This is a genomic window from Nocardia sp. NBC_00508, assembly GCF_036346875.1.
Lineage (GTDB): Bacteria > Actinomycetota > Actinomycetes > Mycobacteriales > Mycobacteriaceae > Nocardia.
Genome location: NZ_CP107852.1, coordinates 7,072,018 through 7,090,699 on the forward strand (window position 1 = coordinate 7,072,018; position 18,682 = coordinate 7,090,699).

Annotated in this window: 19 protein-coding genes and 2 pseudogenes; 16 read left to right on the forward strand and 5 right to left on the reverse strand. The window is 67.2% G+C overall.

Translation table 11 applies throughout. The features are described from left to right. Positions 1–59 precede the first annotated feature (59 nt). Complete coding sequence (locus tag OHA40_RS31790; protein ID WP_330230502.1) at positions 60–1,175, reverse strand: hypothetical protein; 1,116 nt, start codon at positions 1,173–1,175, stop codon at positions 60–62. A gap of 188 nt (positions 1,176–1,363) precedes the next feature. Here OHA40_RS31790 and OHA40_RS31795 point away from each other — a divergent pair, with 188 nt between their 5' ends. From OHA40_RS31795 to OHA40_RS31825, 7 genes are all read left to right on the forward strand, one after another. Next, a complete protein-coding gene (locus OHA40_RS31795; protein ID WP_330230503.1) occupies positions 1,364–3,136 on the forward strand; it encodes a WXG100-like domain-containing protein in 1,773 nt (590 codons plus the stop codon). 24 nt (positions 3,137–3,160) lie between these two features. Next, the gene (locus tag OHA40_RS31800) at positions 3,161–3,505 is read left to right on the forward strand and encodes a hypothetical protein (RefSeq protein WP_330230504.1); all 345 of its coding nucleotides are present in this window, start codon (positions 3,161–3,163) and stop codon (positions 3,503–3,505) included. After that, positions 3,502–3,993 (forward strand): YbaB/EbfC family nucleoid-associated protein, encoded by a 492-nt coding sequence (locus tag OHA40_RS31805; protein WP_330230505.1) that lies wholly within the window; start codon positions 3,502–3,504, stop codon positions 3,991–3,993. The genes OHA40_RS31800 and OHA40_RS31805 overlap by 4 nt, the downstream gene beginning before the upstream one ends. Positions 3,994–4,037: 44 nt before the next feature. Next, positions 4,038–6,614 carry a hypothetical protein gene (locus tag OHA40_RS31810; protein WP_330230506.1) on the forward strand — a complete coding sequence of 859 codons (2,577 nt, stop codon included), beginning with the start codon at positions 4,038–4,040 and terminating at the stop codon, positions 6,612–6,614. After that, the gene (locus tag OHA40_RS31815; RefSeq protein ID WP_330230507.1) at positions 6,611–7,411 is read left to right on the forward strand and encodes an ESX secretion-associated protein EspG; all 801 of its coding nucleotides are present in this window, start codon (positions 6,611–6,613) and stop codon (positions 7,409–7,411) included. Before OHA40_RS31810 ends, OHA40_RS31815 begins: the two co-directional genes overlap by 4 nt. A gap of 247 nt (positions 7,412–7,658) precedes the next feature. Further along, entirely contained in the window at positions 7,659–7,988 is a 330-nt protein-coding gene (locus OHA40_RS31820) for a response regulator transcription factor (protein WP_330230508.1), read from the forward strand. A 702-nt stretch (positions 7,989–8,690) separates the two neighbouring features. Continuing rightward, positions 8,691–8,921: a DUF6400 family protein gene (locus tag OHA40_RS31825; protein WP_330234451.1), complete on the forward strand. Its 231-nt coding sequence runs from the start codon at positions 8,691–8,693 to the stop codon at positions 8,919–8,921. 528 nt (positions 8,922–9,449) lie between these two features. Here OHA40_RS31825 and OHA40_RS31830 read toward each other — a convergent pair. Continuing rightward, positions 9,450–10,280, reverse strand: coding sequence for an alpha/beta fold hydrolase (locus OHA40_RS31830; protein ID WP_330230509.1), 831 nt, complete (start codon positions 10,278–10,280; stop codon positions 9,450–9,452). Positions 10,281–10,449: 169 nt separating this feature from the next. Between OHA40_RS31830 and OHA40_RS31835 the strand changes: the two are divergent. Then, positions 10,450–10,626: pseudogene (locus OHA40_RS31835) on the forward strand (transposase); the annotation flags it as partial. On the opposite strand, the gene OHA40_RS31840 reads toward OHA40_RS31835, so the two are convergent. The 3 genes from OHA40_RS31840 to OHA40_RS31850 form a co-directional block, all read right to left on the reverse strand. Continuing rightward, on the reverse strand, positions 10,607–10,867 hold the full coding sequence (locus OHA40_RS31840; protein ID WP_330234503.1) for a hypothetical protein: 261 nt from the start codon (positions 10,865–10,867) through the stop codon (positions 10,607–10,609). The pseudogene OHA40_RS31835 and the gene OHA40_RS31840 sit on opposite strands and share 20 nt — an antisense overlap. 70 nt (positions 10,868–10,937) lie before the next feature. Next, positions 10,938–11,135, reverse strand: coding sequence for a hypothetical protein (locus tag OHA40_RS31845; protein ID WP_330230510.1), 198 nt, complete (start codon positions 11,133–11,135; stop codon positions 10,938–10,940). 111 nt (positions 11,136–11,246) lie between these two features. Next, positions 11,247–11,582, reverse strand: coding sequence for a hypothetical protein (locus tag OHA40_RS31850; RefSeq protein ID WP_330230511.1), 336 nt, complete (start codon positions 11,580–11,582; stop codon positions 11,247–11,249). 480 nt (positions 11,583–12,062) lie between these two features. Between OHA40_RS31850 and OHA40_RS31855 the strand changes: the two genes are divergently transcribed. From OHA40_RS31855 to OHA40_RS31895, 8 genes and pseudogenes are all read left to right on the forward strand, one after another. Beyond that, positions 12,063–12,821: a DUF899 domain-containing protein gene (locus OHA40_RS31855; RefSeq protein WP_330230512.1), complete on the forward strand. Its 759-nt coding sequence runs from the start codon at positions 12,063–12,065 to the stop codon at positions 12,819–12,821. A gap of 522 nt (positions 12,822–13,343) precedes the next feature. Beyond that, complete coding sequence (locus tag OHA40_RS31860) at positions 13,344–14,204, forward strand: DUF5996 family protein (RefSeq protein WP_330234452.1); 861 nt, start codon at positions 13,344–13,346, stop codon at positions 14,202–14,204. Positions 14,205–14,231: 27 nt separating this feature from the next. Further along, positions 14,232–14,687, forward strand: a complete 456-nt coding sequence (locus OHA40_RS31865) for a VOC family protein (RefSeq protein ID WP_330230513.1) — start codon at positions 14,232–14,234, stop codon at positions 14,685–14,687. Positions 14,688–14,912: 225 nt separating this feature from the next. Beyond that, positions 14,913–15,161 (forward strand): annotated as a pseudogene (locus OHA40_RS31870) (alpha/beta fold hydrolase); the annotation flags it as partial. A 20-nt stretch (positions 15,162–15,181) separates the two neighbouring features. Next, positions 15,182–15,421, forward strand: a complete 240-nt coding sequence (locus OHA40_RS31875; RefSeq protein ID WP_330234453.1) for an acyl carrier protein — start codon at positions 15,182–15,184, stop codon at positions 15,419–15,421. Between the two features lie 87 nt (positions 15,422–15,508). After that, entirely contained in the window at positions 15,509–15,976 is a 468-nt protein-coding gene (locus OHA40_RS31880; RefSeq protein ID WP_330230514.1) for a hypothetical protein, read from the forward strand. A 77-nt stretch (positions 15,977–16,053) separates the two neighbouring features. Next, on the forward strand, positions 16,054–16,995 hold the full coding sequence (locus tag OHA40_RS31885; protein ID WP_330230515.1) for an aminoglycoside phosphotransferase family protein: 942 nt from the start codon (positions 16,054–16,056) through the stop codon (positions 16,993–16,995). Positions 16,996–17,549: 554 nt separating this feature from the next. Continuing rightward, positions 17,550–18,656 (forward strand): glycoside hydrolase family 76 protein, encoded by a 1,107-nt coding sequence (locus OHA40_RS31895; protein WP_330230516.1) that lies wholly within the window; start codon positions 17,550–17,552, stop codon positions 18,654–18,656. The last annotated feature ends 26 nt before the right edge of the window (positions 18,657–18,682 follow it).

Consider the following 18,682-nt stretch of genomic DNA (forward strand, 5'->3'; position numbering starts at 1 on the left):
CAGTACCACGTCGATGATGGGACTGTAAGAATCAAGGCTCCGGTGAGGCCCCCTGACGGTTAGCCCGCCGCGCCCGCCATGAGTAGCTGGTGTAGCGCGCCGTCCACATCCTCGCGCTCGCCGAAGAGCCGCACCAGCAGTGCGCGCTCGGCCGCGCCGTGCTCCGCGGCCAGCACCAGTTCCAGTGCCGCGTCCCGCGTTCCGACGCCCGATTCCTCGGCCAGCGACGCCACGATGTCGGCTGCGCTCTCCCTGGTCCACACCCCGGGAATCGCGGCCGCGACCTCGCTCGCGGGCGGGGCGGCGCCGCGATACCAGTGGGCGCCCTCCCACCAGTAGCAGAAGGAGAGCAGCCCAGACCCGGCGCGCGGGTTGAGCAGCGGGTTCGCCACCCAGCCCGGCGCGCCCGCGTAGAGATCCGGCATGGGAGCGCCGGCGTTGTAGACCGCGTCCAGCACTGGGTCGTTCCATACTCCGCCGGAGAGCACCGCCCGGTCGCCAGGGACCAGCCATAGCGAGGAACCGCTGCGTTCGGCGCCCTCGAACAGGCCGAGCGCGGGCAGCACCCGCGGCCCCCACGGAGATCCGGCCGCCACGAACGCCGCGGCGATCGCCGCCCAGCGCATCGCCAGCAACGGCAGGGCGGGCAATGTCGTCTCGATTTCCGGCGTGAGCGTGGCGGTCCGGGCCAGTGCCCCCGCCTGCTCGGTGGGCCGGGACTGCCGGTCCTCGTGCCCGATGTGGGCCGCCAGCCAGACCGGGAGCCGCGCCCGCGGAAACGCCTCCAGGTCGGCCCGATACACCTCCGGCGGGAAGAGGTGGTCGTCCGGGAAGGGCTCGGCGCCGAAGTCGTGCTCGGCACCGATCTCGCCGGACGCCGACGCCATCACCAGGTAACGCCACCACGGGCCACCGGGCAGGGCGGCCGACGCCTCGCGGTGCCGCCGGACCAGTGCCAGCACCTCCTCGGACGGCAACACCTGGGCCGGATGGCCCTGCTCGTCGGTGAAGAAGACCGATGCCAGCTCCGATACGGCGGTCAGCGCGAACACCGCCCGCATCTCGTGCCAGCCCGGCGGGGCGAGCGCGATCAATTCCGCGGCGATCCGGCGGCTCGCCGCGTCGGCGAGCGGTGACTCGGAATCGGTGGGGAGCGAATCCTCTGCTGCGGTCATGAAAGCGGCGCCTCCTCGATCGGGCCCGCACGCTACCACTCGGGAGCGAACGGCGCCGGTGCAGCGAATTCGTTTGCCCGTCATTACGAATTCAACTGTCTGCGTTCTAATCCCACGACATCGAACGCCGAGAGGAGAGCTGTGGTGAGCAATCCGACGGGGCGGTACGGGGCCGCCGCGGTGCAGCGATGACCATTCACATGCCCGAGGGGTTGCAGTGGCTGGCCTGGGTGGCCGGAACCACCTGGCCCGAGGGCGATGAGGACGCCGCATGGGCGGTGTCGGAGGCATGGAAGACGGCGAGCACGGAGCTGACGGCCCTGCTCGCCGATATCGATGCGGCCGAACAGGCCACCATCGACGCCTATCCGCAGGGCGAGGGCGGTACCGCCATGGGCGCCCGCTACGACGCGCTGCGCACCGGTGACCACTCCATCGAGACGCTGGCGAAGTTCATGAGCACCATCGGCGACAGCACCTTCGACATGGGCACCGAAATCCAGGCCACCAAGATCACCGTCATCGTGACGCTGGCCTGGCTGGCGCTGGAGATCCTGTGGGCCTGGCTCTTTCCGCCCACCGCGCCCGCGGTGGAGGCGGCCGCCATCACCACCACGCGCTCCTTCCTCAAGGTGTTCGAGGACTTCGTACAGAAGGCGATCACCAATCTCGCTGCACGCCTGGGTGCTTCGACCGCCAAGCGGCACTTCTGGACCCAGGCCGCGCGGCTGCGGCCAGTCTTTCCCACCGCGAAGGGCTGGGGCGTCTACGGTGCGCGGGCCATAGAGGCGACGGCCATCGTCGCGACCATCAACGGCTCGGTGCAGGTCGGCCAGCTCGCGGCGGGCAAACGACGGCACTTCAACGGCAAGGAGTTCGGGCTATCCATCCTCGCCGGTGTCGCGGGCGTTGTGCCCGGGCGCGAATTCGGGCGCTATCTCGGGAACGGTATCGACAAGGTTGCGGGCAAGCAGTTGAACAACATCGCGGGCCGGGTCGGTCGTGGCGCGGTGATCGGTGGCGCCTCCGGTGCGGTCGGCACCATCTTCGGCAATCTGGCCGTGGGCGCGGCGACCAGAGACTTCTCGTCGTTCGCATCCGGGCCGGGCTGGGTCGGCGGTGTCACGCGGGGTGCGGTGGTGGGCGGTGCGCGCGGCGGTTTCGCCATCGGCAAGCCGATTCCGCCGGGGCACGGCGACATTCGCTCCTATGTCTGGATGCCGAAACCGAATTCCGGCAACGCGGCGCCCCGGCCACCGGTGCGCGACGGTTCGTCCAGCGGGTCGATTTCCCGGCCGTCCCGCCAGTCGGTCATCGGTTCCCATGCGAGCGTGTCGTCCTCGGTTCAGCCGGTGCACTCCACCGTCGCGGGCTCGTCGAGCCGGCCGCCGTCCTCGCACAGCAGCGCCTCGGGCAACAGCGTCTACCACGACGCCGCGAGCTCGTTCCAGAGCGGCGGGAGCAGTTCGAGCAGTAGCTCGGGCCGCACGATGTACCACGACGCCCGCACCGATCAACCCCCGACCTCGTGGTCGTCCTCGGTCGACGGCGGCTGGACCCCACCTCCTCCGTCCGGCTCGGGACCGTCGCACGCCGCTCCCCCGGCGCCGAGGGGGTCGTCCTCCTCGTCGAGCAGCGGGCATTCCGGCTCCGGCGGTGCGCAGCCGCGCCCGCGCCCGCTGTCCGGCGCTCAGGTGACCGGCGCGAATGGCGGGAGCGGCAACGGAAACCCGATCGCCACCCACCACAGCGAACCGTTTCTGGGCGAGGGCAAGGACGTGCGCGGCAAGCCGCGGCCGAAGCAGTGGCCGTGGGTGGAACCGCTGCCCGGCCCGTATTCACCGCCATCGTCGAGCGGCTCCTCCGGGCAGCAGTGGTTGCTGGCCCCGGGCGCCCCGCCCGCGGCGGATGCGCCACTCGCGAACGCCGCCAAGCAGGTCGACGTCCCGTTCACCCCGTAATCCGACGACACTGAAGGGAGTGCCATGGCCGCGGAACGGTTGGAGGTCGATCCCCAGAAGCTGCGCCACGCCTCGGATCTGACCCGGGAGCTGTCGAACGACGCCAAGGGGGTCGCCGAGAAGCTGCGCAACACCCTCAGCGGTATCGAGTCCGACGGCACCGTCATGCCGTGGGGTGATGACAAGCGCGGCCACAAGTTCTTCGACGGCGACAAGGGCTACAAGGCGGCGCGGGACAACCTGATCGAGGGCGCCATCGGCGCCGCGACCACGTTGGGCGACATGGCGACCGGTCAGCGTGATGCCGCGGACGCCCTGGCCGATACCGACTCCGGCAATGCCGGCCAGTTCGGGAAGCCGACGCCGTGACCGGGCAGCCTACCGTCAACGAACGCCTGCGCGCCGATATGGCGACGCTGGTGGAGGGTCTCGGCGAGCAGTTCCGCGGCATCGCCGAACTGCAGCAGCGGCGTTCGCGGCTCACCGAGACGGTGAGCGTGTGCGATCAGCGCATCGAGGTCACGGTGAACGCCGACGGCATCCTGATCGACACCAAGTTCGCCGACGACGTCCTGGATCTGACCCTCGAGGAGATCGCGGAGAACGTCACCGCGGCGGTGCAGGCCGCCGCGGCGAAGGTGGCCGAGCGCAGCCAGGAGCTCATGCGCCCGCTGCTGGAACGCAAGAACGCTCTGCCGAAGCTCTCCGAGGTCATCGAGGGCGCACCGGATCTGGGCTCGCTCATGCCGACGGCGCCCCCACCGCCGCTGACTTCGCCGGACCCGAACCGCTGGCCCGACGACGACGATTCCGGCGCCCGCGCGCCCCGGTCCATGGTGGCCGACAACGACGACTGACGCGGCGTACGCGGTGCGCCCGTGCGACAAGAAGGGTGAACGGGATGGCTCTCGAGCCGGGCACGTGGTCGGGCCTGAAGAACCAGGCCGAGGCCGGGTATCTGAAGTTCGACACGGCCGACGCGCTGGCCGCCGCTCGCGCCTGCGCCGATCTGGTCGACGACCTGCTCGGTATGGCTGTGGCCGTGACGGACCTGCGCCTCGACAATCTCGCGCCGATCGGCACCCTCACCTCCGGCACTCAGCTGGCGATGGCGTTCACCGCCAAGGGAAACCGGCTGCGAACCATCCTCAAAGATCACGCCGACATCGTCACGGACATGGGCGAGACCTACATCGCGGCGGGCAAGGCGTACGCGAACGCCGAGGGTGAGTCCGAGAGCAACTTCCAGGCGCTCAACGACCTGAAGATGCCGACAGTGGCCGGCCCCTACACCCCCGGCGCACGGAAGCCGGGCGGGCCGGACGCCGAATTCGACAAGGCGAACGGCGGATTCGCCTGGAAGGGCAAGGACGGCAAGCAGCACGTCCAGAACGCGAACGCAGGGAGCTTCCCCGCCTCGCTGAAGGACTACCAGGGCGAGAAGGATCCGGGCGTCACCGCCAACATCGAGAACAAGGACAGCCTCGCCTTCAGCGAATTGTACGAGCTGGGACGCGATCTCGACCCGGCTCCGGTGCTGGCCGCCGCGGGCACCTGGCACAGCATGGCCAACGACCTGCTCGGCAAGCTCAACACCCTCGTGAACGCCATCAACACCGGCACCGAGGCATGGGAGGGGCAGGGCGCGGCCGCGGCGGCCGCGGCGATCAAAAACTACTCCGACGGCGTGCAACCGCTGGCCACCTCGATGATCGCGATGAGCCAGAACCTGGACTACAGTGCGCAGTGGCTGCACCTGACCAAGCTCAGCATGCCCTCCAGCCCCGATCCCGGTGACTGCTGCCCGGGCCGGGTGACCCGTCGGTACCGCGACGAGTGGCAGAAGCACTACGGCGAAGGCATGAAGAACACCGTCTCGGCGATGCCCGTGGTGAACGGTCCGATTGCCCAACCGGCGCCGCAGGGTGGTCAGGGCCAGAACCAGCCCGGGAACGACCAGCAGGGCAGCAACGGGCAGGGCAACGGCCAGTACGGGGACAACCAGTACGGTCACGGAAACCAGCAGCAGGATCCGAGGTACCAGCTGGGCTACGGGCAGGTCGAGCCGGCGAGCCAGTCCGGTTACGACACAGCGGGTTCCGGCACAAGCCCGGGCCCTCGCAGCGCCGGATCGCACGGCGCCGAATCGGGCGGCACGGGATCGGGCGGAGCTGCCCCGCTGCCCAACAGCGCCAAGGGCGGTGGCGGCAGCGGCGAGCGTTCCGGGTCGCAGGGGCAGCTCCCACCCGGCTACAAAGCCGCCCACAGGGAAGCCGAGTCCGCCGCGGCCGGCGCCAGCGGTGCGGCGACCCCGGTCCGCTCGTCCGGCGGTGGTTCGCCGGACGGCGAGACGCAGTCGCGCCCGTCGAGTTCGGGGAATCCGTTCCCGCGCAGCAGCTTTCCCGGCGAGTCGTCGTCTGAACCGCCCTCGGGAGGCAGCGGCACCAGCGTGCCCAGCGTCCCGTCGTCGCTCGGGTCCGCTCCGCTGCCCAACGGCGCGAAGGGCAGATCGTCCGGCAGCGGTGGAACGGGCAGTGGGCCATCGGGGACGGGTGTGGGTAGATCCGGCGCGAGCGGGCTGGAGGACGCGCTCGCCAAAGCCACCGGTGCCGATCCGGCCCAGGTGCGTTCGATGCTCGGCGATCTGCCGAAGCTGCTGAACGAGGACACCCTGTCCAAGAAGAGCGGCCTCTCCCCGGAGCAGGTGCGCTCGGTACTGAAGAACATTCCGGAGGTGGCCGACGTCGGCGAACTGGCGAAGCTCACCGGTCTCGACCCGGCGCAGGTGCGGTCGGTGCTGAACAACCTGCCGAACGCGCTGGACGAGAAGGCGCTGGCGGCCGCGACCGGCACGAGTGACCACTTGCCCTCGCGTGCCGGCTTGCCGGGCCAGTCGTCCTCCGGGGCCGGGCTGCCCGGTCAGACGGCGGGCGCCGACGGCGGCCCGGCGTCGTTCGCCCAGGCGGGCAAGGACTTCCTCGGCCAGATCAGCATGGCGCTCACCCAGGGACTGGAGTCGCTCGGTCAGCTCGGTGCCACCCTGCCCGGCGCGGACCAGTTGCACGAGATGCTGCGCCGGTTCGACCCGGCCGCGCTCGCCGCCGCCGTAGGCGATCCGTCAGTCGATCCGGCGTCCAGCGCGGGCGGCGATGGTGGTGGCAGAGCCGGTAGCGGTGGTGTGGGTAGCCCGGTTGGTCTGTCCGAACATCCTTACCAGCAGGCCCGTGCCGGGCAAATGTTTCCGCGCGCGTCGCTGCCCGGCGCCGAACACCCGCTGTACCCGGCCGCAGCCGCCGCGGGCCATGGCGCGAACGGGATGGGCGGTGCCCCGATGATGGGTCCGGCCGGTGCCGGCGCGGGCGGCGGTGCGCAGGGCAACACCGCGCAAAAGCCGGCCAAGTTCCTGCAGTCCAAGGCGCACCTGGACGACGCCATCGGCGCCGTGCCGGACCGGGTGAAGCCGGTGATCGACTCGTGAGCCGAACCTGGACGTTCACCGACCTGGAGTTCAACCTGCTGTGCGAGGAAGTGCGGCAGGGCGAACTGCCCGCCCCGTTCGTCTTCACCAGCCGCACCCGGCTGGCGGACGACTACGAGCGGGAGAAGTTCGAGGTTCAGCAGCAGTTGCGGGCACGGTTCGACCACGAACTGGACGCCATGGCGGGCGCCATCGCCCGACCTGACATCTTCATCGTGGCGCACGCCTGGGACGACCAGGATTTCGACAACCCGGAAGCGCGCACCCGGGTACATGCCGTCCGGCAACGCGCCCGTGGGTACATCATCACCCAGCGCCCCGGCGAAACCCTCATGCACGCGGGTGGTTTCGACGCTGTCGAATGCGACCCGCACGCCCTGGCCCATTCCGTGCTCGGGCTGCTGCCCAAATGCAATGCAGGCAGTCTGGACGATATCCAGCTCGCTCTACCGACCTCGGAACCCACGATCGTCGACCAAGGCCCGTCGTCCGGCGTCTCGGACAACGACGACACAGACGACGACACGATCAGCAGCGACGCCTTCTTCGCGACCCCCGCGGTGAGCACCGGCATCGTCAAGGTCCTGCAGGGCCGTTCCAAGTACGGCCCGCGCGGCCGGATCGAAGCCGGCATGCTCTGGCGCGACCTCCCCGACGACGGCCGTTACGTCATGCCGCTGGACCACCCGGCCCCGGTCGCCACCGCCATGAGCAGTGACCGCCTCACCGAGTGGGTGCGCGAACAGATCGACCACATTCTGGCGCGCATGGAATCGCATATGGAGACGGAGGACTGACGCCGCTTGATCGTGCCCCGCGCCGGCGCTGTGCGGGATCTCGTCTAACACCCCTCTCGCCCTCATCACCGTGTTCGGCATCGGAGTCACCACCGCCATCCGCTACATCCACGCCGCCACCTCGAACAATTCCCCGGAGACCCCATCTGGCCATCGCCTCTGCTACTGGGCCCCAGTGGTGCGCCCCCCTGCGGCGATCCGAACAGCGAGGAACACCAGCGGACCCAGGATCAAGCAGCCACCACCGATGAGCCGACCGGGGAACCCGATTGTGCACACCTCTTCTCGTGCTGGCCGAAGGATCGAATCCCTATGGGGTTTGCCGTCCGCCTGGCTGTCGCATACATCGAAGGGGCCAAGCCGGACACGAGCAAACCGGCCCTCTGCGGAGGGCTACCTCCGGCGCCTTTCTCAGGGGCTCACGAACACCGGGATAGCGGATGAACTGTCGCTGTCGGTCAGCGCCGTCGAAAAACATCTCAGCGCCATCTTCACCAAACTCGGGGTCACCAAGAACCCCATCCACAACCAGCGTGTCCGCGCCGTCCTGATCTACCTCGAGCGGAACGCCACATGATCCATGCTCGCCGTACCGGACCCCGTTCGGTGACCAGTTCTCATCGAGGACACGCTCGCAACTCTGGCCAAAGGAAGACCTCCCAGGTAAGGGCGCGGCGCCGACCAGCGCGACGAACGATCGAACGAAGTGTGCCGACCATGGGCGTTGGTGACAAGGCGCCGCGCTGGCTTCCGGGCGGATGGCAATCAGCAGGCGTTTCGATCTGGGCGGGCCGCGACGGATCCACGGAAGCAGACGCGACAACTCCCCTTATCCGCGAGAGACCTTCGCGGGCACGGTGTCGGCATTGCTGCCGCTCCGCTTTCCCGGGCCGCCACGGAGAGCACGGAGTACGCCTCTCTACGCACCGGGCTCTCCACGATCGGATGCCCCCTCAGGCTGCTCAGCCGCACGAATGGATTGTGGATGCGGTTGCCCCGGTTGCGGTATCGGTCGTCATCACCGATCCCAGGTCGCACAATGCGACAGGAACTCGCCCTCTGTTGGCGGCGTGGCGATATAGCGTGGCCGTGCCCAATTTCAGCGGTGGCCGTGTCGTGGCGATTTGTGGACGCGTTTGCTCCGTGATCCAGTCCGCGCACGGGCGTCAAATGTGACGAAGTCCAACCGTGGAATGTGATGCACGTCATTGCCCGAGAAGGCGTGGTTGGGAATCGTCGTCAATTCGTTTTTGGAAAGAACCTGGTTGGAGATGCCAGAATGGCCGACCATAATTTTGCTTACGACCTCACGCTGGACGAGGCACGACGACGCAGCGCCGTCGTCGCGGCGCTCGGTGATGACTGGGATCCGGTGGCGGTCCTCGCCGAGGAAGATCTGGCGTACGACATGCTGTACTCGAATCTCGACGATGAGCAGCAGCGGATCTACGAGGAACTCGTCCGGGCCGGGATCCTGCCGGATCAGGCGACGCGCCATATCGCCGACTGATCTCACCGCCGAGCGCGAACCATGACTGGTGGTGTCGCCTCCGGCGAGTCGTGACCTGGCTGCTCCGGCTCTCGGCTGAGTTTCGTGGGCAGTGGATGCGCAGTAATGCCGCTGGGCGCGCGTTCACCACACCACGCTGATCGGGCTGCGTTGTGGTGAATGAGTCCGAACTCGTTGCTGCGAGCTGGATTTCAAGCACCAGCACAGACGGGGTACTCCCCCTCAACGTTACGAGGCGCTGCGAACCCGCCCGTTTCCGTCCCACTCGACATCGATCGATGCCACCAAGCCAGACCACGCTACCCGTCCAATATTCGACGAACGAATGGATCGGTCGCATCCAGTGGGCCCGCGACAGTGCGGCAGGTGCGTCACCTGCCGCCGAGCTCCCTCGGCGCTCCGAGATGAGGTCGGCGGGCGACCGAGCCGCGAGGTCTGACTTGCCATAACGACGACAGGTGCGATGGCGGTGAGAGCGGTGCGACGAGCATCGGTGTGAGCAGTCCCCTGTCCGAGCCGCCCGGCGGGCTAATCGCCCCTGTGCCGGTTCAGGAAATCGGTGACCGTAGCGACATAGTCGGAGGGACGGCTTACCAATAGAGAATGACCACCATCGGAGAAGGGTCGAAACTCGCTGTGGGGGTGCAGCTCACGCAGCCGTTGGAGGTGAAGTCCGGTGATGAGGGAGTCGTCGTCGGCGCGGACGATAAGAGATGGGCCCTGCCACGCCGGTTGCTGCTGCAGCTCGGGCAAGCGGCGCGCCAAGTCCAGCAGGCAGCGGAGGGAATTCGCGGCGCCTCGCTGTCCGGATCGCTGATAGGCAACATCCACACACTCAACCCAGAACTCGGCCTCACCGGAGTCTTTCCACGCGCTGCGCAACGCCTCTCGCGCTGCGGCGCGTGTCTGCTCCCAGGGCGTCGAATCCGTTGCCGCCACCCGAGCCGCCAATCGGGACTCATCCTCTGGCCCATACAAACCGGTGCCGGTGAATACGATCGAACGCACCCGATCCGGTGCCCGCTGCGACAACACCTCCGCCAGCATCCCGCCCGCCGACTGACCCACCACCTGCGCCGACCCGATGCCCTCCCCATCCAAAATCGCAACAACACCGTCGGCGAGCTCATCGAAAGTTGTTGCCGTCGACGGGTAGTCGACGGCAACAACCCGATAGGCCAGATGTAGAGCCGGGGCGAGGTCCAGCCACCCGATCGCTATCCCCGCTCCGCCTGGCAACAGGACGACAGCATCACCGCCGCCGCCGACATGAAACGACCAATCATGCGGGCCTATCCGACGGTTTCTTCGCTCTAGGTCACGTTCGAACGCCGCCGCTCGGCTCTGAATCGACTCCACATCGCAAAGTTAACATATGCTTACCTGAGAATGTGATGGCTGAACTTCGGGCTTATCGCTCGCCCTAATGCCGGTCGGCGCCAGCGATCGCTCGACGCGCCGCACCGTCGTCGAGTCGCGAGAGTCGGTCACTCCCCTTCCCTGGTTGACGCGAGGTTCGAATGACAGCGCCAAAGGCTCGACCACCGGGGAGATCTCGACGCATTTCGCCGAGATCTACGGGGCCTCGGAATCGAAGGAAACGGTCTCGCGCATTACCGACTAGGTGATCGCGGAGATGCAGGAGTGGGCCAGCCGGCCTCTCGACGAGGTCTATGTGGCGACCTTCATCGATGCGATCGTGGTGGTCGGGTCGCGGTCACGGTCGGCGTCGTGAGCTCGGCCGTGCAGCGGGGCAGGGTGTTGAGCATCAAGGGAGTTCGGGCCGCCGGGTCGATAGCCGGGTGGGCGCAGACGAACATGAGATCGAGCCGCCGCCCGTCGGGCGAATCCAAATCGATCCGGTCCAGCAGGCCGACCTCGTGGCGCGCCGGGTCGAGGGCGACGGTGCGGCGGGCGTCCTCTCCGCAGCATCCTTTACCGGACAATGCAATTCGTGAGCCAGTAAGGTTTCGAGGCTGCTGGGGAGCTTCGGGATCGGGCGGCTTCGCCATCTCTTCATGTGGCCTGCTCTTCCTCGTCGGACCTCGGGCTCAGCCCGCTGGTGAACAGCGCGGTGAAGGCGGGGTTGTCGTGCAGACCTCGCAGGTCCTCGTCCTCGAGAATCGAGGCGAAGTCGGCATAGCCGTGCTGCTTCGCGGCGCGTACGAATTCCAGCGCGCGCGCCCGTGGTCGCCAGCGCGGGCCGCGACGCACGCGGCATTGTGGAAGATAGGCCTGGCCCGGCGTGAACCACCAGGTCGACGTGTGGTGCCAGCCGCCGGTCTTGAGCGGCAGCAGGTACCGGTCGACCTCGTGGCAGTTGACCTACGACGAACTTCCCGGCGGTTTCGCCGACCACCGCGCCACATCAGCCTGGCTGACCCGCCTCATAGACCCCCAACGCTTCCTCGCCCCACCGCCCGCGAGCAGGGCGAGGAACTTCTCGATCAGCTCAGCCGCCGACACGGCGGCGACTGGGCCGACCAGTGGCGCGCCGATCCCGACGACTTCACGGGATTGCTCGGTCTGCTCACCAACGCCGCACATCCCGCGGCCGGCCAGGAAAGTGTCACCGCCCTGGAGTTCGTCACCACTTTCCCCGACGATGCGCCGCCCCAGGCGTACAACCGGCTGATCTACGCCTACCTTCTGCGCGACCATCTCGACCGTGCCGAGACTCTGCTGCCGGCCGCTCTCGAACAGGCCCCACGCGCCCCGTACTCGGAACCGCCGTGCGAGGCAGAGCGGGCGCGGCGCGGCCCAGCCCGTCGAGGAGCCGCGCCTCCTTGGCGGCGCGGTGTGCCGGGGTCCAGTCGGTGCGCGCGGCCTCTTCACGCTGCAACAGATGCTCGTGCGACGTGTCAACGGCATCGTAGAGGCGGTCTCCGACACCAGCACAGCCGCGAACACTCCCACCGCAAAGTTCAGTGGCAAGTTACGTCACCTTGTGCGGGACGAGACCGACCCGACCGAGGCCCCCGCGGGCTCTATCGGGGAACCTGCGCTTAGCCCGGAGCAGGTTGGCAAATCGGTGTTCGAGATCGCCACTTTTGACCACCCGGTGCACCACGCGAACACGCTCACCTCCGGGGGTATATCGCCCCTGCCTGAACGAGCGAAACCGAAAGGAAGGACATCGCAATGAGCACACCGTCCATCGTCTCGCCGCAGGAGTGGGAAGCAGCCCGGCAGCAGCTGCTCGTGAAGGAGAAGGAGTTGACCCGCGCACGTGACGCGCTGGCCGCCCTACGACGGCGGATGCCATGGCAGGTCGTGGACAAGCAGTACACGTTCGAGGGACCCGACGGCAGGGCGAGCCTGCTCGACCTGTTCCAGGGCCGGCGTCAGCTGATCATCTACCGCGCCTTCTACGAGCCCGGCGTGGACGGCTGGCCCGACCATGCGTGCCGAGGCTGCTCCATGATGGCTGATCATGTCCCCAACCTCGCCCACCTGAATGCCCGCGACACCAGACTCGTCTACGCCTCCCGCGCGCCCCAGGCGGACATCGAGCGGGTGAAGGCGCGGATGGGCTGGGAGATGCCGTGGTACACGATTACCGACGACTTCGACGACGACTTCGGCGTGGACGAATGGCACGGCACGAACGCATTCATTCGCGACGACAACCGCGTGTTCCGCACCTACTTCATCAACAGCCGCGGCGACGAGGCACTGGGTACGACGTGGAGCTACCTCGACATGACCGCGCTGGGACGCCAGGAGCAGTGGGAGGACTCACCGGAGGGCTACCCGCAGACCCCGGCTTACGAATGGTGGGACTGGCACGACACCTACGGCGAGCACACGCCGTCGCGGTGGTTCGGCGAACCCGACCCGGACGACCCCAACGACCAGCGCCCGCCGCGCGTCGACTCGAAGGGCCCCGCCTCCAGATGATCGACAACACCGTGGTCCGGTTCTTTCCGGAGCCTTCGCCGTCACGACGGTGTGTTACCTCATGCGCGTCGTGACGGCGACACTGGCGGCCGAGCGGGTCAGTGCTGTTCGACCTCCGAGGCAACCGGTCAACGGGTACGTTCATTCGGCAGGGCGCGCACTGAAAATGTGGCGATGAATCGTGAGCGGTGGCGTGTGAAATGGCCCGGCTATCGAACGGAGGAAGCGATACCGAACTGTAGTCGGACGGTGGGATCGGATATTTCCCGAGCGGCCGCAGAGTGTTCAACGACCGCACGCGCTGAACGACTCGTCGAGTTGCGTTCCGCGCATCGCTGCGGGCATCAGGCGTCGGCGTACCGGCTTCTATCGGTACCAGCGCGCTGCCCTGGTAACGCAGGGAAGCTTCCGACGAACAAGGAGGTGCGTGCAGTAGTGACAGACACGGAGCCCTCACCCCGTCTGCGGGCGTGGCCTGCACTGCGCGTCGATGACTGGACTCCGACGCGCGAAACCTTGCACATGTGGACGCAGATCGTCGGCAAAATCAGACTCTCCCTGGCTCCGCTGGTCAACCACTGGTGGCAAGTCACCCTCTATGTCAGCCCGCGGGGACTGACCACCTCGGCTATTCAGCATTCGGTGGGCTCATTCGACATCGAGTTCGACTTCGTCGACCACCAGCTGCACATCCGGTCCAGCGATGGCCGATCCCGGCAGGTTGCGCTCGAACCCAAGCCGGTCGCCGCTTTCTACGCCGAAACCATGGGCGCACTCGGCCAACTCGGAATTCCCGTACGGATTCAAGCCAGACCCAACGAGGTCGATCCGGCGATCCCTTTCGCCCACGACTACGAGCATCGATCCTACGATCCCACGGCCGCCACCTTGTTCTGGCGGCAATTGGTCGCCGCCGACCGCGTCATCCACGAGTTCCGGTCGTATTTCATCGGCAAGGTGAGCCCTGTGCACTTCTTCTGGGGAGCGATGGATCTGGCGTGTACCAGATTCTCCGGGCGGACCGCGCCGCGGCACCCGGGCGGTGCTCCGAACTGCGCCGACTGGGTGATGGTCGAGGGCTACTCGCATGAATTGAGCAGCTGTGGATTCTGGCCGGGCGGCGGCGAGGAGGGCGCCTTCTACGCCTACGCATATCCGGAACCCGACGGATTCGCCGACTACCGCGTCGGTCCGCGAGAAGCGTTCTACAGCCGACAGAACCGTCAGTTTCTGCTGCCGTACGAGGCGGTGCGCAACGCCGAAGCACCGGAGCGGGCGCTACTCGAGTTCCTCCATACGACGTATGAGGCCGCCGCCGAACTCGGCCACTGGGACCGCGCAGCCTTGGAGGTCGACCCGGGCCGCTGGGACCACAAGCGCTGAATAACACAACACATCGGAGGTGTAGCCATGACCGACCGTCAAGACCTACCAGCCCCCGAGCACGGGCTTGTCCTGACGCATTTCTTGACAGTGCGCGACGTGGTTCGTTCACGCAATTTCTACGCCGACATCCTCGGCGGGCAAGTGGTTCTGGAGGAGAACCCCGCCATTGTCAAGGTCGCCAACAGCTGGATAATCATGAACCCGGGCGGTGGACCGACACCGGATAAGCCCGACGTAGTCCTGGCGCCGCCGCAGCCTGGCGACCCGGTCTCCTCGTTCCTCAATGTCCGGGTAGCCGACATCGCCGCCTTCTATTCGGAAGCGAAAGCCAAAAATGCACATTTCCTCACCGAACCACTGGATCGCAAGGCCGAGTTGCGGTGCTATCTACGCGATCCCGACGGCTATCTGATCGAGGTCGGCCAGGCCACCGGCATGCTTCACGGCGCTTTCGCCGACCGTGTAGTACGAGGCGGCTGAGGTGGTCGGTGTCGACCACCGCTTGAACAACGCGCTTCATCTCGGTTGTGGGTGTGCTGGAAGCCCGAGCGGCAAGGCGCGGGCCTGCACGCCGCCCGACCGCCGACTCCCATTGCTGGGAAGGCGAGGCTGGTGGGGCGCATCCCATCGCTGGTTACTTTCTGCGCGGCAGTCGGGCTCGGCACGACTCGTCGAGCCGGCGGACCAGGTGGTATTCACAAGCACATGTCGATGGCGATCGTCAATGGAATCCAGTTGAGCTACCAGATGGTCGGCGAGGGACCTTTGGTTCTGTTGATCATGGGCAGCGGCAGTCCGGGGCGGGCCTGGCGAACCTACCAGGTACCCGCCTTGGTACAGGCCGGCTTCCGGGTCGTGACGCTCGACAATCGAGGGATCGCACCGTCCGAGGAGAGTGCCGACGGCATCACCATCGACGACATGGTCGCCGATTCGGCTGCGTTGCTCGAATATTGGGCAAACCCGCGCATGCCGTGGGTCACGTAGGCGAGGTCGTCCGGACCGACAGCCGGGTACGCCGGGGGAGGCTGCGGTGCGGCATCGGGTGGCTCGCGGAAACCCTGAGCCTGCCGGAGTTCCATCCCGCGGACAGCTTCTTCGATCTCGGCGGCGAATCCATGGAAGCCGCAAAGCTCGCCCGACGGATCCGCACCGTCCTGGGTGTGGAGATGACGATGCGCATGTTGCTCGAGCCCCTTCGCCCGCGCAATTAGCTCCGCTGCTGTCGATTTCCGAACCGGAGTCAGTGAGCAGAGGATGACCGCAACGATCCGGTCGATGAGCCAGAATGAAACGCAGGTGTGGGTCTCACCGAACCGGCAACGCACTTGCGAGCGGATATCGCGGAATTCTGGCGCAGCCGACGCCGTCGGCAGCCGATATTCTGGCACGACAGTGCGCCCGGCCGGCCCGGATTCTGGGTTGTCTGCGGCTACGACCCGGCGCTGGCCATCTACCGTGACAGTAAGCGGTTCACCTCACAGCGGGGCAACGTCCTGCTCACTCTGCTGGCCGGCCGGGACCATGCGGCGGGCAAAATGCTGGCGGTGACGGATCCGCCCCCGGCACACCGCTTGCGTCGGCTGATGACAGCGGCGCTGACGCGAGGCGCGGTGCGCGCGTTGGCGCCCCGCATCCGGGAACGAACCCGGCGAGTGGTGGCCGGGTTCGGGCAGTTTCGATTTCGCGCAAGAGATCGCCTCCTGTATCCCGATCTGGACCATGAACACCGGGCTGCGCCAAGGCTGGACCGAAGCCCGGCCGCTTGACTTGCCCGTCCGTGCCGAGTGACGGAACCGGCGGGGCGGGCCAGTCTGCCCGACCTGTCGGCGGGCAGACTGGGCAGGTGCCGATCTCACTGCCGCAGGACGTCGTCGACAATATCGGACAGGTGTTCGGGGAACGCGGGAAACGATGGCTCGCCGAGTTGCCACGCGTCGTGGATGCACGCTGCGCGGCATGGGAATTGGACGTGATCGGGAACGGGTTCGGGGGCGGCACGCATTCCTACGTGGCTCCGGTTCGACGCAGCGACGGGTTGGTGGCGGTGCTGAAGGTTCCGGTTGTCGATGAGGAGAACGTCGGGGAGCCGACCGGGCTGTTCTGCTATCGGGGCGAGGGGGCCGTCCGCCTGTACGAATACGATTCCGGGTCTGGGGCGATGCTGCTCGAATGGGCACGGCCGGGGACGGAACTGGTAGACCAGCCCGGTTCTCCGAGTCTCGAAGGGCGGCCGGAGAACGTCGAGAAGGTCGAGCTCGCTTGCCGGTTGTACCGGCGGCTGCGGCGCGAACCCGTCAGCGTTCCGGAGGGATATCCCGTGCTGCCCGCGGCCGCCGACATGGTGGCGGACTGGAACCGGCTCTTCGCCGATCCGAAACTCACTTTGTTGCAGGTGGTTCCAGCACTGCTGCTCGAGCGGGCAGCGGAATGGTGTGCAAAGCTGGCGGTGCCCGACGGGCCGCTGCTGGCGGTCAATCGGGACACCCACCTCGGCAATATCGTCGCGGCCGAGCGGGAACCATGGCTGCTCATCGATCCGAAGGCGTATCTGGGTGAGGCGGCCTTCGACGCGGGATTCCTGGTGATGATCCAGGTGCAGAGTGCGCCCGAGCCGCAGCATGCTGGGAGGGTCATCGAGCGCACCGCGACCGCACTGGACGTCGATGCCGATCGCGCCCGCGGCTGGGCGTTCATGCGTGCCATGGAGGAAATCGTCTGGGCCGTCGAAGACGGGGAACCGGACGATCTGCGACTGCACCTGGCGGTCGCGAACGCACTGGTTTGATCTCAGCGGCAATACTGGACCTTGCCTCCCGACAGAGATGCTGTCCAGTTTCTCGACATCGACGTGGATCAACGCGCCGGGGTGTGGGTGTTCGTAGCGGCGGATCATCTCGCCGGTGCGGATGTCGATGTGCGACAGCCGGTTCAACCGGCGCCGCATGCACGCTCGAGGTCGGCATCACAACCACAATGCGACCGCCTGTGGGGACAGTCGTTTGCGTCAGCGCAGATCCACGATCATGCGAACCACCGGCGCCGGGGTGCGGTTCGAGCCGTGATGCGGACGGCTGGACCCGTCGGACATCCCGGCTACGCCATACCGGGACTGCCAGCGGTTGACGCCGGTATCTGGGGCAGCCGATCGGCGCCGCGCCGTGGTGGTCGTTGCGAGATAGAATGTAGCTGCACGGTTCCCGTGCTCCGGTGATCGTTGTTCGGTAAAGGGAGTCCGAGCGGATGGATCGCCGGAACAAGGGGATCAGTCGGCGCAGTCTACTGTTGGCGGCCGGAGCCTCGATCGCACTCACCGGGATGGCGCAACCGACGCAGGCAGGGATGATCACGCGGAAGGTGTCCGTCGGCCCCGGGGAGCCCGGGAAGCGGGCTGACCTGGCCGAACAGGCGATCTTGCAGCGACACGTGCGCACGCTTTGGGGCCGGCCGCGGATGCGGCTGGGCATGCTGGTCTGGCCGGCGTCCTTGCTGGACCAGTCGTTCGTGCGATGGTGCTACTGGTGGCAAGCCCACCTTCTCGACTGTGCGGTGGACGCCGCGTATCGCGCCCGCACTCCCGAACGCATCGACCGGGTCGTCGCCCTCGCACGCGGTATCCGGACTCGCAATCTCACCGGCTGGACCAACCAGTACTACGACGATATGGCGTGGCTGGTGCTGGCGCTCGAACGCACCGACCGGCTGCTCGGTGTCCGGTTCAGCGACGCCATCGGGGACCTGCGGGGCGCCTTGATCGACGGCTGGAACCCGGCCGTCGGTGCGGTGCCCTGGCGGTCCGGCGACGATTTCTACAACACCCCTGCGATCGGTCCGACCGGTATCGCTATGGCGCGATTGGGCGAATTGTCCCGCGCCCGACAACTTGCCGATTTCTTGCACACCCGATTACGCGATACCGACAGCGGCCTGATCCTCGACGGTGTTCATGAGCCCGGTGGACGAGTGGACCGGACTATCCACACCTACAGCCAGGGCGTGATCATCGGGCTGGAAACCGAGCTGGCAGTGCGTACAGGCGAATCGAGCCATCACAGCCGCGTGGCAGCACTCGTTGCCGCAATCGAGGACCGGGTCACGGACGCGGGGGTGATCGCCGCGGCCTCCGGGGACGACTCCGGGCTGTTCATGGGTATCCTCGCCAGGTATCTCGCTGAAGCCGCACTGGCCTTGGACAACACCACCGCCGCGGATATCGTGCACGCTTCCGCGCGGGCGGCCTGGGAACACCGCGCCGAGGTGGACGGGCTACCTCTGTTCGGTCCGGACTGGACCCGCGCGGTCACGGTGTCGGAACATCCAAGTACCTTTCCCCCGCTCGCGCGCTCGTCCGCCGCTTCGTCGACGAACCTTAGCCGCGATCTCTCGGTACAGCTGAGCGGGTGGATGCTGCTCGAAGCGGATTACCAGCTCACCGCCGCGGGACGCTGAGCCCACCGCAGCCGGGTGCAGTGGGC

What these genes read in the sequence shown, in the direction of transcription:
- OHA40_RS31865 (WP_330230513.1), top strand. Translation starts at nt 14,232, where the DNA reads ATGACCGACCGTCAAGACCTACCAGCCCCCGAGCACGGGCTTGTCCTG.
- OHA40_RS31860 (WP_330234452.1), top strand. Translation starts at nt 13,344, where the DNA reads ATGTGGACGCAGATCGTCGGCAAAATCAGACTCTCCCTGGCTCCGCTG.
- OHA40_RS31895 (WP_330230516.1), top strand. Translation starts at nt 17,550, where the DNA reads ATGATCACGCGGAAGGTGTCCGTCGGCCCCGGGGAGCCCGGGAAGCGG.
- OHA40_RS31810 (WP_330230506.1), top strand. Translation starts at nt 4,038, where the DNA reads ATGGCTCTCGAGCCGGGCACGTGGTCGGGCCTGAAGAACCAGGCCGAG.
- OHA40_RS31825 (WP_330234451.1), top strand. Translation starts at nt 8,691, where the DNA reads ATGGCCGACCATAATTTTGCTTACGACCTCACGCTGGACGAGGCACGA.
- OHA40_RS31795 (WP_330230503.1), top strand. Translation starts at nt 1,364, where the DNA reads ATGACCATTCACATGCCCGAGGGGTTGCAGTGGCTGGCCTGGGTGGCC.
- OHA40_RS31855 (WP_330230512.1), top strand. Translation starts at nt 12,063, where the DNA reads ATGAGCACACCGTCCATCGTCTCGCCGCAGGAGTGGGAAGCAGCCCGG.
- OHA40_RS31800 (WP_330230504.1), top strand. Translation starts at nt 3,161, where the DNA reads ATGGCCGCGGAACGGTTGGAGGTCGATCCCCAGAAGCTGCGCCACGCC.
- OHA40_RS31850 (WP_330230511.1), bottom strand. Translation starts at nt 11,582, where the DNA reads ATGGTCGCGCAGAAGGTAGGCGTAGATCAGCCGGTTGTACGCCTGGGG.
- OHA40_RS31790 (WP_330230502.1), bottom strand. Translation starts at nt 1,175, where the DNA reads ATGACCGCAGCAGAGGATTCGCTCCCCACCGATTCCGAGTCACCGCTC.
- OHA40_RS31820 (WP_330230508.1), top strand. Translation starts at nt 7,659, where the DNA reads ATGAGCCGACCGGGGAACCCGATTGTGCACACCTCTTCTCGTGCTGGC.